General features: G+C 52.6%; 15 protein-coding genes and 1 other annotated feature. Of the genes, 14 read left to right on the top strand and 1 reads right to left on the bottom strand.

The window, feature by feature from the left end:
- Positions 1 to 94 precede the first annotated feature (94 nt).
- From ACETK5_RS19375 to leuS, 14 genes are all read left to right on the top strand, one after another.
- Positions 95 to 625 (top strand): YqeG family HAD IIIA-type phosphatase, encoded by a 531-nt coding sequence (locus ACETK5_RS19375; RefSeq protein WP_100535870.1) that lies wholly within the window; start codon positions 95 to 97, stop codon positions 623 to 625.
- The gene (gene yqeH, locus ACETK5_RS19370; RefSeq protein WP_394057175.1) at positions 622 to 1,749 is read left to right on the top strand and encodes a ribosome biogenesis GTPase YqeH; all 1,128 of its coding nucleotides are present in this window, start codon (positions 622 to 624) and stop codon (positions 1,747 to 1,749) included. Before ACETK5_RS19375 ends, yqeH begins: the two co-directional genes overlap by 4 nt.
- A 56-nt stretch (positions 1,750 to 1,805) precedes the next feature.
- Positions 1,806 to 2,672 carry a shikimate dehydrogenase gene (locus ACETK5_RS19365; protein WP_100535872.1) on the top strand — a complete coding sequence of 289 codons (867 nt, stop codon included), beginning with the start codon at positions 1,806 to 1,808 and terminating at the stop codon, positions 2,670 to 2,672.
- Between the two features lie 99 nt (positions 2,673 to 2,771).
- On the top strand, positions 2,772 to 3,062 hold the full coding sequence (yhbY, locus tag ACETK5_RS19360) for a ribosome assembly RNA-binding protein YhbY (RefSeq protein WP_076320548.1): 291 nt from the start codon (positions 2,772 to 2,774) through the stop codon (positions 3,060 to 3,062).
- 66 nt (positions 3,063 to 3,128) lie between these two features.
- On the top strand, positions 3,129 to 3,719 hold the full coding sequence (nadD, locus tag ACETK5_RS19355; RefSeq protein WP_100535873.1) for a nicotinate-nucleotide adenylyltransferase: 591 nt from the start codon (positions 3,129 to 3,131) through the stop codon (positions 3,717 to 3,719).
- Positions 3,703 to 4,281: a bis(5'-nucleosyl)-tetraphosphatase (symmetrical) YqeK gene (gene yqeK / locus ACETK5_RS19350; RefSeq protein ID WP_394057172.1), complete on the top strand. Its 579-nt coding sequence runs from the start codon at positions 3,703 to 3,705 to the stop codon at positions 4,279 to 4,281. The genes nadD and yqeK overlap by 17 nt, the downstream gene beginning before the upstream one ends.
- On the top strand, positions 4,278 to 4,625 hold the full coding sequence (rsfS, locus tag ACETK5_RS19345) for a ribosome silencing factor (RefSeq protein ID WP_071222884.1): 348 nt from the start codon (positions 4,278 to 4,280) through the stop codon (positions 4,623 to 4,625). The genes yqeK and rsfS overlap by 4 nt, the downstream gene beginning before the upstream one ends.
- Positions 4,622 to 5,524, top strand: coding sequence for a CvfB family protein (locus tag ACETK5_RS19340; protein ID WP_394057170.1), 903 nt, complete (start codon positions 4,622 to 4,624; stop codon positions 5,522 to 5,524). The genes rsfS and ACETK5_RS19340 overlap by 4 nt, the downstream gene beginning before the upstream one ends.
- A gap of 42 nt (positions 5,525 to 5,566) precedes the next feature.
- Entirely contained in the window at positions 5,567 to 6,337 is a 771-nt protein-coding gene (locus tag ACETK5_RS19335; RefSeq protein ID WP_326112485.1) for a class I SAM-dependent DNA methyltransferase, read from the top strand.
- A gap of 323 nt (positions 6,338 to 6,660) precedes the next feature.
- The gene (locus ACETK5_RS19330; RefSeq protein ID WP_394057168.1) at positions 6,661 to 7,527 is read left to right on the top strand and encodes a sugar phosphate isomerase/epimerase family protein; all 867 of its coding nucleotides are present in this window, start codon (positions 6,661 to 6,663) and stop codon (positions 7,525 to 7,527) included.
- A gap of 25 nt (positions 7,528 to 7,552) precedes the next feature.
- Positions 7,553 to 8,722 (top strand): Gfo/Idh/MocA family protein, encoded by a 1,170-nt coding sequence (locus ACETK5_RS19325; RefSeq protein WP_394057166.1) that lies wholly within the window; start codon positions 7,553 to 7,555, stop codon positions 8,720 to 8,722.
- A gap of 23 nt (positions 8,723 to 8,745) precedes the next feature.
- Positions 8,746 to 9,819 carry a Gfo/Idh/MocA family protein gene (locus ACETK5_RS19320; protein WP_394057164.1) on the top strand — a complete coding sequence of 358 codons (1,074 nt, stop codon included), beginning with the start codon at positions 8,746 to 8,748 and terminating at the stop codon, positions 9,817 to 9,819.
- Between the two features lie 98 nt (positions 9,820 to 9,917).
- Positions 9,918 to 10,778, top strand: coding sequence for an AraC family transcriptional regulator (locus ACETK5_RS19315; RefSeq protein ID WP_394057162.1), 861 nt, complete (start codon positions 9,918 to 9,920; stop codon positions 10,776 to 10,778).
- Between the two features lie 40 nt (positions 10,779 to 10,818).
- Positions 10,819 to 11,079 (top strand) — a binding site (T-box leader).
- Between the two features lie 88 nt (positions 11,080 to 11,167).
- Positions 11,168 to 13,609 (top strand): leucine--tRNA ligase, encoded by a 2,442-nt coding sequence (gene leuS, locus ACETK5_RS19310; RefSeq protein WP_326112478.1) that lies wholly within the window; start codon positions 11,168 to 11,170, stop codon positions 13,607 to 13,609.
- Here the strand turns inward: leuS and comER are convergent.
- Positions 13,590 to 14,432, bottom strand: coding sequence for a late competence protein ComER (gene comER / locus ACETK5_RS19305; protein ID WP_326112477.1), 843 nt, complete (start codon positions 14,430 to 14,432; stop codon positions 13,590 to 13,592). The genes leuS and comER overlap by 20 nt on opposite strands.
- Positions 14,433 to 14,570: the final 138 nt, after the last annotated feature.

The following is a 14,570-nucleotide window of genomic DNA, read 5'->3' as shown; positions in this document are numbered from 1 at the left end:
CGATACGGTAAAAGGGAAGAAAAAGGCTCGTGATTATTTTTACTAAGGAACCGGAATATGGTATAGTTTTTCGTATGAAATTGAGGTGACGAACTTGTTTGAAATGTTAATCCCAAAGCTCCGTGTCAATACGGTTTTTGATATTAACCTAGAGGAATTATATGAGCAGGGGTATCGGGGGATCATTACCGATTTGGATAATACCCTTGTGGGGGCCAAGGCACCGGTAGCCACGCCCGAATTGGTCGTTTGGTTCAAAAGGGTGAAGGAGATCGGTTTCCAGCTTATCATCGTCTCGAATAACCAGCTTGAACGCGTGTCTAAATTTGCGACGCCGCTGGATATCCAATATGTGCATGAAGCCCGTAAACCAAGCAATACCCCGTTTCGCAAAGCGATGAAGATGATGGAGCTCACGCCGGATAAAACGGTTGTTGTCGGCGACCAGATGCTGACCGACGTATATGGCGGAAATCGGCTGGGTCTGTATACGGTATTGGTTATGCCCATCGCCATCAACGATGAGGGGTGGTTTACGCGCCTGGTCAATCGCCGGGTGGAGCGCATCGCATTGACCCGTTTGCGCAAGAAAGGATTATGGATGGAGGAGGAACCGAAATCATGACGTTGCCTACTGGCGGAGAAGACATCAAGAAGTGCAGCGGCTGCGGCATACAGCTACAGAGTGCAGCACAGGACAAGCCGGGCTATTTGCCGGAGAAGGCTTGGGACCGCGACCCGGTTATTTGCCAGCGCTGTTTCCGGATTAAGAATTATAATGAAGCGTCCTCGGTCGCCGTAGACCAGGATGAGTTTTTACGGCTGCTGGGACAGATCGGCGGCAAGAACGCGCTTGTCATTCATATCGTGGACCTCTTCGATTTTGAAGGGAGTCTTATTTCGGGACTGCAGCGGTTTGTCGGCAACAATCCGGTGATTCTGGCCGTTAACAAGACCGATCTTCTCCCGAAGGTCACCAATTGGAACAAGGTTCTTAATTGGGTGCAGAAGCAGTGCAAGGAGCATGGACTGAGGACCGAAGACATTGTGCTCTGCAGCGCGAAGAAGAATCAAGGCTTTGAGCGGCTGCTGGAGACGGTTGCGCATTACCGAGGCGACCGGGACGTCTACGTGGTTGGCGCCACGAATGTGGGTAAATCCAGCTTGATCAATCGTCTGATCCGCGACTACAGCGATCTGGATCAGGAACTGACCGTTTCCCGTTATCCGGGAACGACGCTGGACATGGTCAATATTCCGCTGGACGACGGCCGGTATATTATCGATACGCCAGGCATCGTGTATCCATGGCGCTATAGCGAGCTTGTGAGCCGTGAGGATTTGGGGACGGTCATGCCGGAGCATCCGCTGAAGCCGATGGTGTACCAGTTGAACGAAGGACAGACGCTCTTCTTCGGGGGTTTCGGCCGTTTTGATTTTCTGCAAGGAGAGCACCAATCCTTTACTTGCTTTATCAGCGGCAGATTAGGCATTCATCGGACCAAGCTGGAACGGGCGGATTCGTTATTCGCCGAGCATGCCGGAGAGCTCCTCTCACCGCCGACCAAGGAACGAATTGAAGAACTGCCGGAGTGGACAAGACATGAAATCCGTATTCCTAAGGGGACCCGCCAAGACGTGTTTATCTCGGGGCTCGGCTGGATCAAGATCAATGGTGAACAAGGAGCGCTCGTGGCGGTTCATGTACCTAAAGGAATCAAAGTTCTGTCGCGTCCATCCTTGATATAAGTGTTAACATCGCTTTGGTACACCGCCCGGTTTATCATGGGAGAGATAGGGGAGAAATGAAAGTGAATCCAATGATCGAGCGTGATTATTTGCTCCTAGGCGTAATGGGGGACCCTATCGGTCACTCGAAATCACCGGCTATGCATCATGCGGCCATTACCGCCCTGGGTTTGTCAGGGGCCTATGTACCCCTTCATATACGTCCGGAGGGGCTTGGTGACGCCATCCAAGCTGTTAAAGCGCTGGGATTCCGCGGAGTGAACGTAACGATCCCGCACAAGGTGGAGGTTATGAAGTATCTGGATGTCGTCGATGAAGGGGCGCGGCGCATCGGTGCCGTGAATACCATCGTCAACGACAATGGCAAATTGACCGGTTATAATACGGATGGCATCGGCTATGTTCGTTCATTAAAGGATGAAGCCTGCCCCGATCTTAAGGGAAAACGCATCGTCGTCATCGGCGCCGGCGGAGCGGCCAGGGGGATCATCTATGCTCTTACCGGTGAAGAGCCCGAGAAGATTTCCATAGTGAATCGGACATCCGACAAAGCGCTGGCATTGGCCGAGGAGTGGAGTGCGCTTGCCGACTTGAGGGGATACGGAGAGGATCATGCCAGAGAGGCATTGTCGGATGCCGATGTCTTGATCAACACCACCTCGGTGGGGATGTTTCCCCGGGTTTCCGAGCTTCCCGTTCCAGCGGAATATATACCGGAAGGGATCGTTGTCAGCGATCTGATCTATAATCCGTTGAAGACCGAGCTGTTACGGGAAAGCGCGCTTCGGCAATGCACGGTGCATGGCGGACTCGGAATGTTCATCAACCAAGGGGCGTATGCTTTCGAGTATTGGACAGGTCTGACGGCGCCCGTACAGGCTATGAAGGAAGCGGTTCTGACCAGCTTCCAATCCGAGGTTTAATATCTTGTTTATTGATTAATGCTTATGCAAAAGCTACAATATAGCTTTCGACAAGCAGCAGGCTTTAATAATTGAATATTTAAGGAGTAATGACCAAGCATGTTAACAGGAAAGCAAAAACGACATTTACGTTCGCTTGCGCATCATCTGGATCCGCTGTTCCAGGTAGGCAAGGGAGGCAGCAATGAGCATCTGATCCGGCACATTTCCGAAGCGATTGAGAAGCGGGAGCTCATGAAAGTATCCGTGCTTAACAACTGTCTCGAAGATCCCCGCGAAATCGCCGAGGAGCTTGCTGAAGGTGCCGGGGCGGAGCTGGTTCAGGTTATCGGCAAGACGATCGTGCTTTATAAGGAATCGAAAGACCACAAAACCATCGAATTGCCATAAAGGAGCCCTGATCGCTCCAGCTTGGCGGATATAGAATAACTCTCTTATTAGGGGAGGTGAACCCGGATGAAGGTAGGGATAATGGGCGGAACCTTTGATCCCATTCATATCGGGCATATGCTCGCAGCCGAGTGCGCGCGGGACGCTTACGATCTGGAAGAGGTATGGTTTATGCCCAGCCATATTCCCCCGCACAAGGAAGATGCCGGCGTAACCGGCCTGATGAGGCTGGAGATGACCGCGGAGGCTGTAGCCGACCATCCATCTTTTCGTACATTGGATTGGGAAGTGAAACGCGGCGGCGTATCCTATACCGTAGACACGGTTAGAGAGCTGCGGGACACGTATCCCGAGCATGATTTCTCGTTCATTATCGGGGCGGATATGGTAGCGTATCTTCCCAAGTGGAACCGGATCGGGGAGCTGGCGGAAATGCTGACTTTTATTGGGCTTAACCGTCCCGGAACCAGACTATCGGTGGAGGATCTGCCTGATTTCCTGCAAAAGGTGGTAGTGACAGCGGAGATGCCGCTGATCGAAATATCCTCCACCCTGATTCGGAGCAGAGCCGCGTCAGGCTCGTCCATCCGTTATATGGTGCCGGACCGTGTATACGATTATATTGTTAGGAGCGGTATTTATGGAGTACAGCCGTGAAGAACTCATTGAAGCGGTATCCTCTCAGATGCCGGCCAAGCGCTGGGAGCACACCAAAGGCGTAATGGAAACCGCGGTCATCCTTGCGAAGAGGTTCGGGGCCGATCCGGTTAAGGCGGAATTAGCCGCCAACCTGCATGATGTGGCCAAATACTGGCCCGTGCAAAAGCTTCATCAAATGATGGTGGAGCACGGGCTCTCCGAAGAGCTGCTCCATTACGATAAGCAGCTTTGGCATGCTGAGGTCGGTGCGTTCGTAGCGGAGCACGAATATGGCGTGACGGATGCCGAGGTGCTTGACGCCATCCGTTACCATACGTCAGGGCGCATAGGCATGACGCTGCTTGACAAAGTGGTCTGCCTCGCGGATTATATGGAACCGGGACGGGATTTCCCCGGCGTGAATAATATTCGCGAACTGGCCAACCATAGCCTTGAAGAGGCGCTTGCAGCCGGTTTTGATTCGACGATCGGACATCTGCTTTCGCGCAGACAAATCATTTTTCCGTTGACGGTACAAGCCCGCAACGATCTAATTAAGCAATTGGAGGCGAATTCATGACGTTGAAACCGAATGAATTGTTAAATGTGGCAGTAACTGCCGCTGAAGATAAAAAAGCGATGGATATCGTGGTCCTGGATCTCAGAGGAATTTCCCTGATCGCCGACTATTTTGTCATTTGCCACGGTAACTCGGATACACAGGTGCAGGCGATTGCAACCGAAATCCGTAAACAGGCTCATGATGCGGGAGTAGCTCTGCGCGGACTGGAGGGAATGGATGCAGCCCGCTGGGTGCTGATGGACCTCGGAGACGTGATCGTTCATATCTTCCATCGCGATGAGCGAGAATATTACAATATCGAGCGACTGTGGTCGGATGCTAAAGTGGTGGAGAACGTATGAGTCTGATTGCCGGCACATTAACGAAACTCGTCGTTTCCAGAGAAGTGTCCCCTTACGGTTATTTTCTGGATGGCGGAGATCGGGATGTGCTTCTTCACTATTCGGAGCTCACGGGTAAAATTGAGCCTGGGGATACGGTAGAGGTCTTTATATTCTTCGATACGGAAGACCGCCTGGCCGCAACGATGAAGAAGCCTTACCTTACGCTGGGCGAAACCGCTAAGCTTGAGGTGGCGGACGTTCATCCGCGCCTTGGCTGTTTCCTCGAGATGGGGCTTGGCAGGCAGCTTCTGCTTCCGATCCGGGAATTGCCGGAGATGCGGGAGCTTCACCCGCAAGTGGGAGATCATGTGTTTGTCATCATGGAGCATGATAAGCAAGAACGACTTCGCGCCAAACTCGCCGGAGAACAAGAGCTTGCTCCGCTTGCGTTCCATGCGCCTGAATCGTGGAAAGGGCAATGGTTCACTGCCTTGGTGTACAAACCGCTCCAGATGGGGACGTTTGTCATCATCGATGGCGGTGTGATCGGTTTCGGCGCAATCGGCATGATCCACTCCTCGGAACGGACGCGCATGCTGCGGCTTGGCGAAGAGGTGAAGGTCCGGGTCAGTCATATCCGGGAAGATGGCAGGGTCAACCTTTCGATGGTTCCGCAAAAAGAGATCGGCCGGACGGATGATGCAGACCGGCTGCTTGCTTTTCTGAAGGAGCGTCCGGGCCATGCGATGCCGTATTCGGATGAAACGCCGCCCGACATTATCAAGCAGCGGTTCGGCATTAGCAAATCCGCCTTTAAACGCGCGCTGGGCAAGCTGATGAAGGACGGTTTGGTTACGCAAAAGGACAGCTGGACGTACATGGTCAATCAAGAGGAGAACTCCGGTTCAAACGAATAACCCGGCAAGGTAGGGGAAGCTTCTAAGGAAAGTGGTGTCATCATGTTGTCTTACCGCAAGTTTGCTTACGTATATGATCAACTCATGGAAGACATGCCGTACCCGGATTGGATTCGCTTTGCGAGAACCGCCTGGGATAAGCACGGAATGCCAAAAAGCGTCGTTGAGCTTGGATGCGGGACGGGCAGTATCACCATTCCGCTTGTAAACTCCGGTTTCGAGGTAACAGGAATAGATCTGTCGGCAGATATGCTCTCGGTTGCCAGACGCAAGCTGGAGGGTACACCCCAGGGGCATCGATTGTTCCGGGAAGGCAGCGTCCGCTGGGTACAACAGGACATGCGTTCGTGGGAGCTGCCCGAGCAGGTGGATTCCGTCATTTCATTTTGTGATTGTGTGAACTACCTGCTGGAAGAAAAAGACATACGCTCCGCTTTTGCCAGGACTTACAACGGTCTCAAGGATGGCGGCACGTTCCTGTTTGATGTGCATCACCCGAACACGCTCCTACGATACGACGCAGAACAGCCATTTGTGCTGGATGAACGGGAAGTATCCTACATTTGGACATGCGACCTGGATGAACGCCGGATGGAGATTGAACATCATCTCTCCATCTTTGCGCGGGATAACCAAGATCCTACGGTCTACCGTCGCTTTGAGGAAACGCATGTGCAGCGGGGATATGAACCGGAATGGATGAAGGTCGAGCTGGTTAAGGCCGGATTCCGGGATGTGAAATGTTATGCCGATTTTGAGTGGTTGGAAGCGGACCAGGATGCATCCCGGCTGTTCTACGTTGCCGTCAAATAAACGAATATCCTTTTTGCGAGAAGCATTTTCTTTGTCTGTACAGACGAAAGAAAATGCTTCTTTTCGTTGTGTAGGGATTCATTATATTCAAAGACATTTCTTTTCTGCTTTATTTGACTGTGGTTAAGGTTCATTGGAAGGGATATGGGTTTGCTTCCAGGACTGTGCTACGATGAGGGATAGATAAGATGAACAGAAATGAGAGCGCTATCTAAAAGAATGATTCTATGCATCCGGTACGCTCTGAATGTCAGTATTTGAGTTCAATGATGGTCAAATGATGCATAAGCTAGTTCATTAGGTTAAGAGAGGATGAATGAGTCATGAAACTGTCCGTATTCACAGTCGCAACCCCTGATTTACAGCCTGAGGAGTTGGCAAAAGCCGCGGCGGATGCCGGTATTGAAGGGATCGAATGGCGCTTTAAAGAGATTCCTGCCGATGCTGCCGAGGAGAAGCCTTCCTTCTGGCGGCATAACCGCTGCTCCATGGATCCGAACGGCACGCAGGAGGATTGGCTCAGGTTTCAGCAAGCAGCCGACAAGCATGGACTGCGCAGTCTGGCGGTCGTTCCTTATCTGACCTGCGGTGATGTGGAAGGGACGGAGAAGGTCATGCAGGCGGCCAAGCTGATCGGAGCCTCCTTTATACGCGTGGGTATTCCGGGATATGACCGAAAGCGCAATTACAACGAGCTGTACGACCAGGCGGTCCGTTACCTGCATGAGGTACAGGATCTCGCTGCGGCTTACGGTGTCAAGGGAGTGGTGGAAACGCATCATCTTACGATCACCCCGAGCGCCGGACTGACGCACAGGCTTGTATCCCACTTCAATCCGCAGCATATCGGCGTGCTGTATGATCCAGGCAACATGGTCCATGAGGGTTACGAGAACTACCGGATGGGCTTGGAGCTTCTGGGTCCCTACCTGGCTCATGTCCACGTGAAAAACGGAGGTTACCGCAAAACGCCTTCCGAGGATGGCACATCGGCGGCGTGGTCCGGGGAATGGGTCCCGCTTGCCCAGGGGGCCGTGCCATGGAAGCAGGTCATACAGGATCTGCAATCGGTTGGCTACGAAGGTTACTACGGAATCGAAGATTTTAGCGGAACGCTGGAGTCCAGGGAGATGCTTGTTCGTTTTGCCGAGCAGATGAAGATGTGGTCAGACCAGAAACAAAACGCGTAGGTCACTTTTGAAGGAGGCTACAGATATGGATCAGGTAAGAGTAGGGGTTATTGGACTGGGGATGGGTTTTTCGCATGCCAGAACGCTAGCGTCCGGGCGGATCAAGGGCGCGCGGCTTAGCGCGATATGCGATCTGAATCCTGCCAAACAGGAAGAAGCGAGGGAAACGCTGCCTTCGGACGTGAAAATTTGGAGTGATACGGGCGCTATGATCTCATCGGGGGAGATCGATGCAGTCATTATTGCGACGCCCCATTATGCCCATCCTCAAGTGGCGATCGAGTGCCTGAATCATGGACTCCATGTCCTGATCGAGAAACCGGCAGGCGTTTACACGAAGCAAGTACGGGAAATGAACCGCGCGGCTGAAGCCAGCGGCAAAGTATTCTCGATTATGTACAACCAGCGCTGCAATCCGCTGTACAAGAAGCTGAAAGAGCTCATAGCAGACGGTGAACTCGGGGAGATTCGGCGGATGAACTGGATCATAACGAATTGGTACCGGTCCCAGAGTTATTATGATTCAGGCGGATGGCGAGCTACCTGGGCTGGTGAAGGCGGAGGGGTGCTGATTAACCAGTCCCCGCATCAGCTGGACCTCTGGCAGTGGACGACCGGCATGATGCCAAAGAGAATTCGTGCATTTTGCGCCTTCGGCAAGTACCGGAACATCGAAGTCGAAGATGACGTGACGGCTTATGCGGAATACGAGAATGGTGCTACGGCCGTGTTTATTACGACAACGGGTGAAGCGCCAGGCACTAACCGATATGAAGTGACGGGGGACCGCGGAAAAATCGTCATCGAGGACGGCAAGCTTACCTTCTGGCGCCTCCGTGTGCCTGAGCCGGAATTCAATCGGCAGTTTACCGGGGGCTTCGGCGAACCGGAATGCTGGAAATGCGAGGTGCCGATCTGGGGGGATAATCCGCATCATAGCGGCATTATCCAGAACTTTGCGGATGCCATTTTGCACGGAACGCCATTGATTGCCCCGGGTGAAGAGGGAATCCATGGATTGACGCTGTCCAATGCCATGCATCTGTCCACCTGGACCGACAATTGGGTTGATCTGCCTCTTAACGAAGACTTGTATTACGAAATGCTGCAGGAACGGATCACACATTCTTCCGCTCAGAAAACGGTCAAGGAGATCGGGGCGGTGGATATGAGCAATACGTTTGGATCCTACTAAATCATAATCGGGGGGCGCGTGGTATGGAACGCAGTAATGGAATGCTCTACGCGCCGGTGGGCAAAGCCCAGCCGGTGTGCAAGCCCGGAGAGTTTATGTTTGCCGCCATGTCGCTGGAGCATGGCCATATATACGGCATGTGTAACGGATTGATCGAGGCCGGGGCGACGCTGAAGTGGGTGTATGACTCAGACCCGGCCAAGGTTGCGGCTTTTTGCAAGGCTTATCCAAGTGTAGCCGTCGCTTCGTCCGAGGCACAGGTGCTTCAGGATGCGGAGGTTCATCTGGTAGCGGCTGCCGCCATTCCTTCGGAAAGATGCGAGCTTGGCCTGAAGGTTATGTCGCACGGCAAGGATTATTTTACGGATAAAACGCCGTTCACCACGCTGGAGCAGGTGAACGCTGCTCGCGCGAAAGCCGAGGAGACAGGTAAGAAGTACATGGTCTATTACAGTGAACGGCTGCATGTGGAGAGTGCCGTCCATGCCGGGAAGCTGATCCAGGACGGGGCAATCGGGCGAGTGGTGCAAGTGATGGGAACAGGGCCGCACCGTTTAAATGCGCCTTCCCGTCCGGACTGGTTTTTCCGTCATCAACAGTACGGGGGCATACTGTGTGACATCGGCTCCCACCAGATTGAACAGTTTTTGTTTTATGCGGGCTGCCGCGATGCCAAGGTGCTCAGCAGCAAGGTGGGCAATTATGCGAATCCGGAGTACCCGGAGCTGGAGGATTTCGGAGATGCAACGCTAGTGGGAGACAACGGGGCCACCAATTATTTCCGTGTCGACTGGCTGACACCGGGAGGCCTTGGCACCTGGGGCGACGGAAGAACCTTTATTCTGGGCACAGAAGGATACATTGAGCTTCGCAAATACATCGATATCGCAAGGAATCCGCAGGGCGATCATCTGTACCTGGTTAATGGCGAGGGAGAGTTTCATATGGAGCTTCGAGGCAAGGTAGGCTACCCATTCTTCGGAGAGCTTATCCTCGATTGTCTGGAACGTACGGAACATGCCATGTCCCAGGAGCACGCCTTCAAAGCCGGAGAATTGTGCGTGATTGCCCAAAATGAAGCCGTGCGCATTCCATAAAATCATATATAATAGAGAAAACCCCGTTACGTTGAGGGTTATATAACTCCAAAATCGCTAAAGGGGCGATTCTCTAGATGACCTCATCTTCCCATATGATGCCGGGATTTGATCGCATGCAGCTACAAGCGCCGTTTGATCTGATCTATTACAATGAACGGCCGTTGTCGGGCGGGCAGTTTCATTCGCATGCTTTTTATGAGATTTATTACTTTCACGAAGGACGCTGCACTTATTTGATCGGTGATTCCATTTTTGCCCTGAAACCGGGGGATCTGCTCCTGATGAACGGGCTCACGCTCCATTGTCCGAATGTAGAGCCTGATTCCAGATACGTCAGAAGTATTCTGCATTTCGATCCTGCCTGGATTTGCAAGGGGCTTTCGGAGACGGCCAGATCGATATTGCTGGACCCCTTCGAAACGCTGCGTAATCATCGCATGACACTGACAGGGTCAAACCGTGACGAATTCGAAGGGATGCTGGCCGATATACATCGCCTCTCGGCATCCATGACCGGTTTTCGCCAGGAGCGGATGACCTTGCGTATTCAGGAGATGATGTACGTCATCGCGGACTGGTGCCAGGACGCTGTGCAGGATCAGGACTCCATCTCCGAGAAAGAGCGGCATGTCCAGCATGTCGTATCGTTTGTCGAGGAAAACTACATGCATGATCTGACGCTGGAGCGAATCGCCCGCGATATGCATATTACGAAACACTATTTATCCTCTTTGTTTAAGGAGGTTACCGGAACGACGGTGTTTAAATATTTGTATCACCGGCGGATTAACCAAGCTAAAATTTTGCTCAGGCTCCACCCGCATCTCAGCATCACGGAAATCAGCCAGGCAGCAGGTTTCAAGCATTTGGCTCATTTCAGCCGGATGTTCAAGGCCATGGTCGGGACGACGCCGGAATATTATCGCAGAAACGGTGAAGAGCTTCCGTTGACTTGATCGGACTTTTTGGGTATAATAGCCACATTAAAACGGTAATATGAACGCGATGATGAGGATCAATCGTTCCACTTTCGATCATGCAGAGAGCCGGTGTCTGGTGAAAACCGGTTGACGATAGGGATGAACTCGCCTCGGAGCAATGGTGTTAACCCGGCCGCTGGAGGGCTGTATTCCGGCAGATTCGGCCGCTGAAGCACCGTCGTCTCATCCGCGATAAGGATGCAAAGGGAGTGAAAGGCAAAGCATGCCTTTGGCTAACTAGGGTGGTACCACGGGAATCAAACCTCTCGTCCCTAGCGATCAGCGCTATGGATGATGAGGTTTTTTTGTTTTTTGGGCAATGGCATAGGCCTTGTCTCTCGACTGTGAAGGAGGAGCAATGAAGTATGACGGACAATCAACCAACCGGCCACGGCTACCAGCCGCAGGCCATCGAACCGAAATGGCAGCAATACTGGGATGAGAACAAAACCTTTAAAACGGAAGATTCATCATCCAAACCGAAATTTTACGCGCTGGATATGTTTCCGTATCCATCAGGCGCAGGCTTGCATGTAGGACATCCGGAGGGGTATACAGCGACTGACATCGTGTCCCGTTACAAGCGGATGCGCGGATACAACGTGCTTCATCCTATGGGATGGGATGCATTCGGTCTGCCAGCGGAGCAGTATGCAATGGACACAGGCAAACATCCTCGCGAATTTACCGTGCAGAATATTGATACGTTCCGCCGCCAGATCAAATCTCTCGGCTTCTCGTATGATTGGGACCGTGAGATCAGCACAACCGATCCGGAATATTATAAATGGACCCAGTGGATCTTTATCCAGCTCTATAAGCGCGGCCTTGCCTATGTGGCTGAAGTGCCGGTGAACTGGTGCGAAGCGCTCGGTACCGTGCTTGCGAACGAAGAGGTCATCGACGGCAAGAGCGAACGCGGAGGCCATCCGGTCGTACGTAAACCGATGCGCCAATGGATTCTGCGCATTACCGAATATGCGGATCGTCTGCTTGAGGATCTGGATGAACTGGACTGGAGCGAAAGCCTGAAGGATATGCAGCGCAACTGGATCGGCAAATCCACAGGCGCTGAGGTTCGTTTTGACATCGAAGGTTACGATGGTCATCTGGAGGTGTTCACAACCCGTCCGGATACGCTGTTCGGGGCAACCTACTGCGTCCTGGCGCCGGAGCATGACCTCGTCGATAAAATTACGCCAGCCGATCAGCGTGAAGCCGTCAAGGCTTATCAAGATCAAGCAGCCCGTAAAAGCGACCTGGAGCGGACGGATTTGGCCAAGGATAAAACCGGTGTATTTACGGGTGCATACGCCATCAATCCGGTAAACGGCGCTAAGGTGCCGATCTGGATCGCGGATTATGTGCTTGCCGGCTACGGAACGGGGGCCATCATGGCGGTTCCGGGTCATGACAGCCGCGACTGGGAGTTCGCGAAGCAATTCGGTCTTCCGATTATTGAAGTCGTTCAGGGTGGAAATGTCGAGGAGGAAGCATACAGCGGCAGTGGCGCGCATGTGAATTCCGGCTTCTTGAACGGGTTGGACAATGAAGCGGCTATCCAGGCGATGAATGAATGGCTGGAAAAAGAGGGCAAGGGCAAAAAGAAGGTAACTTACCGTCTGCGCGACTGGCTGTTCAGCCGTCAACGCTACTGGGGTGAGCCGATTCCGATTCTGCATTTGGAAGACGGAACGATGAAGACCGTGCCTGAGGATCAGCTTCCATTACTGCTGCCGGATGTGGATCAGATTAAACCGTCCGGTACCGGCGAATCACCGCTGGCTAACGTTACGGAGTGGGTGGAAACGGTAGATCCCGAAACCGGCATGAAAGCCCGCCGCGAGACCAATACGATGCCGCAATGGGCCGGCAGCTGCTGGTACTACCTGCGTTACATCGATCCCCGTAATAATGATGAATTGTGCTCTAAGGAGAAGCAGAAGGAATGGCTGCCGGTTGACCTCTACATCGGTGGTGTGGAGCATGCGGTGCTTCATTTGCTGTATGCGCGCTTCTGGCACAAAGTATTGTATGACCTGGGCGTTGTCGATACGAAGGAGCCTTTCCAGAAGCTGGTCAATCAGGGTATGATCCTGGGCAACAATAATGAAAAAATGAGTAAGTCCCGCGGCAATGTCATCAATCCGGATGATATTGTGAACGAATACGGTGCCGACACGCTGCGCGTGTACGAGATGTTCATGGGGCCGCTGGAAGCGACCAAACCATGGAACACCAACGGCGTTGAAGGAACACATCGTTTCCTCTCCCGGGTATGGCGCCTGTTCATCGGGGACGACGGTCAATTGAACCCTAAAATCGTGGAAGGCGAGGGTACGGACGAATTCAAACGTACGCTGCACAAAACGATTAAGAAAGTAACGGAAGACTTTGAGCATATGCGCTTTAACACAGCGATCAGCCAGCTGATGGTATTCATCAACGAGGGATACAAGACGGAAGAGCTTCCGCGCAAAGCGATGGAGAACTTTGTTCAGCTGCTTTCCCCGCTGGCCCCTCACCTGGCTGAAGAGCTGTGGAGCCGTTTAGGCTACACGGAGAGCGTAACCTACGTGCCATGGCCGGAGTACGACGAGGCTTGGACTGTAGAGGCCGAAGTTGAGATTGTCGTTCAAGTTAACGGCAAAATCGTAGAACGTGCCAAAATCTCGAAAGACATGGACCAAGAAGCCATGCAACAACATAGCCTCTCCCTTCCAAATGTCAAGCAGGCGCTGGAAGGAAAGAGTATTCGCAAAGTCATTGCCGTACCGGGTAAACTGGTCAATATCGTGGCCGGTTAATCGTAAAACCGAAGGCAGCATCCAGTTTTGCCAAATCCTCCTCATACTTGTCGTGTGTGGTTTTGATCAATTGGTAGAACAATCCGTCCAGGTTTGAATCCAGCAGTGCCAAAGCCTGGGCCGTGATGCCTCCGGGAACCGCTACCCGCTCTTGCAGCTGTTCGGGGGAGAAGCCCTCCTCCGTTAGCAGCTTACCGGTGCCAAGCAGCATTTCACCGGCTAATGCATTCAGGGTCCTGCGGTCGATTCCGGTCATTTCAACGGCAGCGTCAATCCATTTTTCCATGAATAAACTTAAAAAAGCAGGCCCGCAGCTGGAGAAATCGGAAGTGATTCGCGTGTGCGATTCCAGTATCTCGAGCGGCCTGCTGATATAAGACAGGAGGCTTTCTATAAGCTGCCTGTCTTCTTCTTTTATTCGGGAACCATACATGCATAACGATGCTCCGCCTCCAGTTAAGTTGGTGATGCTCGGTATGATTTTCGCCACCTTGCAGGGCACCGATGATTCCAGATGGATCAATTGGACCGGACTCGTGATGGATATCGCGATTTGCCGGGCTTCAAGCCGGTCTTTGATTTCGCTGATGACCGATTTGAATTCGAGCGGCTTGATACATAGGAATAGCAGGTCGCTCTGAGAAGCCGTCTCCGTGTTACAGCTGCATACCGTCAGACCGGGATGGCGTGTTGCCAGCTGCAGCGGCTTTTCAGGGCTTCGGTTGCTGACCCGAATCTGCTCAGGCAGGAGTGCGCCCGATTGAATGAAGGCATCGATCAACAGACTACCCATGCTGCCCGTACCGATAAAACCGACCTTCATGTGTATGTTCCCTCCTTTCGCGCTTTACGGCAGAAATGTACCGTCCTTACGTTTAATGTATGCGGGGAAGATGCCGATTCATGACGGTTTTTCATGCGATTTCGGTTGGGAAACCGAAGAATATTCATGGGTTTGTAC

Source organism: Paenibacillus ilasis (genome assembly GCF_043195395.1).
GTDB classification, from domain to species: domain Bacteria; phylum Bacillota; class Bacilli; order Paenibacillales; family Paenibacillaceae; genus Paenibacillus_AQ; species Paenibacillus_AQ lautus.
The sequence above is the reverse complement of the archived record's forward strand: the minus strand, read 5'-3'. Positions and strand labels throughout refer to the sequence as shown.

Coding starts and splice junctions, on each gene's coding strand:
- yqeH (WP_394057175.1), top strand. CDS start 622: ATGACGTTGCCTACTGGCGGAGAAGACATCAAGAAGTGCAGCGGCTGC.
- ACETK5_RS19365 (WP_100535872.1), top strand. CDS start 1,806: ATGAAAGTGAATCCAATGATCGAGCGTGATTATTTGCTCCTAGGCGTA.
- yhbY (WP_076320548.1), top strand. CDS start 2,772: ATGTTAACAGGAAAGCAAAAACGACATTTACGTTCGCTTGCGCATCAT.
- nadD (WP_100535873.1), top strand. CDS start 3,129: ATGAAGGTAGGGATAATGGGCGGAACCTTTGATCCCATTCATATCGGG.
- yqeK (WP_394057172.1), top strand. CDS start 3,703: ATGGAGTACAGCCGTGAAGAACTCATTGAAGCGGTATCCTCTCAGATG.
- rsfS (WP_071222884.1), top strand. CDS start 4,278: ATGACGTTGAAACCGAATGAATTGTTAAATGTGGCAGTAACTGCCGCT.
- ACETK5_RS19340 (WP_394057170.1), top strand. CDS start 4,622: ATGAGTCTGATTGCCGGCACATTAACGAAACTCGTCGTTTCCAGAGAA.
- ACETK5_RS19335 (WP_326112485.1), top strand. CDS start 5,567: ATGTTGTCTTACCGCAAGTTTGCTTACGTATATGATCAACTCATGGAA.
- ACETK5_RS19330 (WP_394057168.1), top strand. CDS start 6,661: ATGAAACTGTCCGTATTCACAGTCGCAACCCCTGATTTACAGCCTGAG.
- ACETK5_RS19325 (WP_394057166.1), top strand. CDS start 7,553: ATGGATCAGGTAAGAGTAGGGGTTATTGGACTGGGGATGGGTTTTTCG.
- ACETK5_RS19320 (WP_394057164.1), top strand. CDS start 8,746: ATGGAACGCAGTAATGGAATGCTCTACGCGCCGGTGGGCAAAGCCCAG.
- ACETK5_RS19315 (WP_394057162.1), top strand. CDS start 9,918: ATGCCGGGATTTGATCGCATGCAGCTACAAGCGCCGTTTGATCTGATC.
- leuS (WP_326112478.1), top strand. CDS start 11,168: ATGACGGACAATCAACCAACCGGCCACGGCTACCAGCCGCAGGCCATC.
- comER (WP_326112477.1), bottom strand. CDS start 14,432: ATGAAGGTCGGTTTTATCGGTACGGGCAGCATGGGTAGTCTGTTGATC.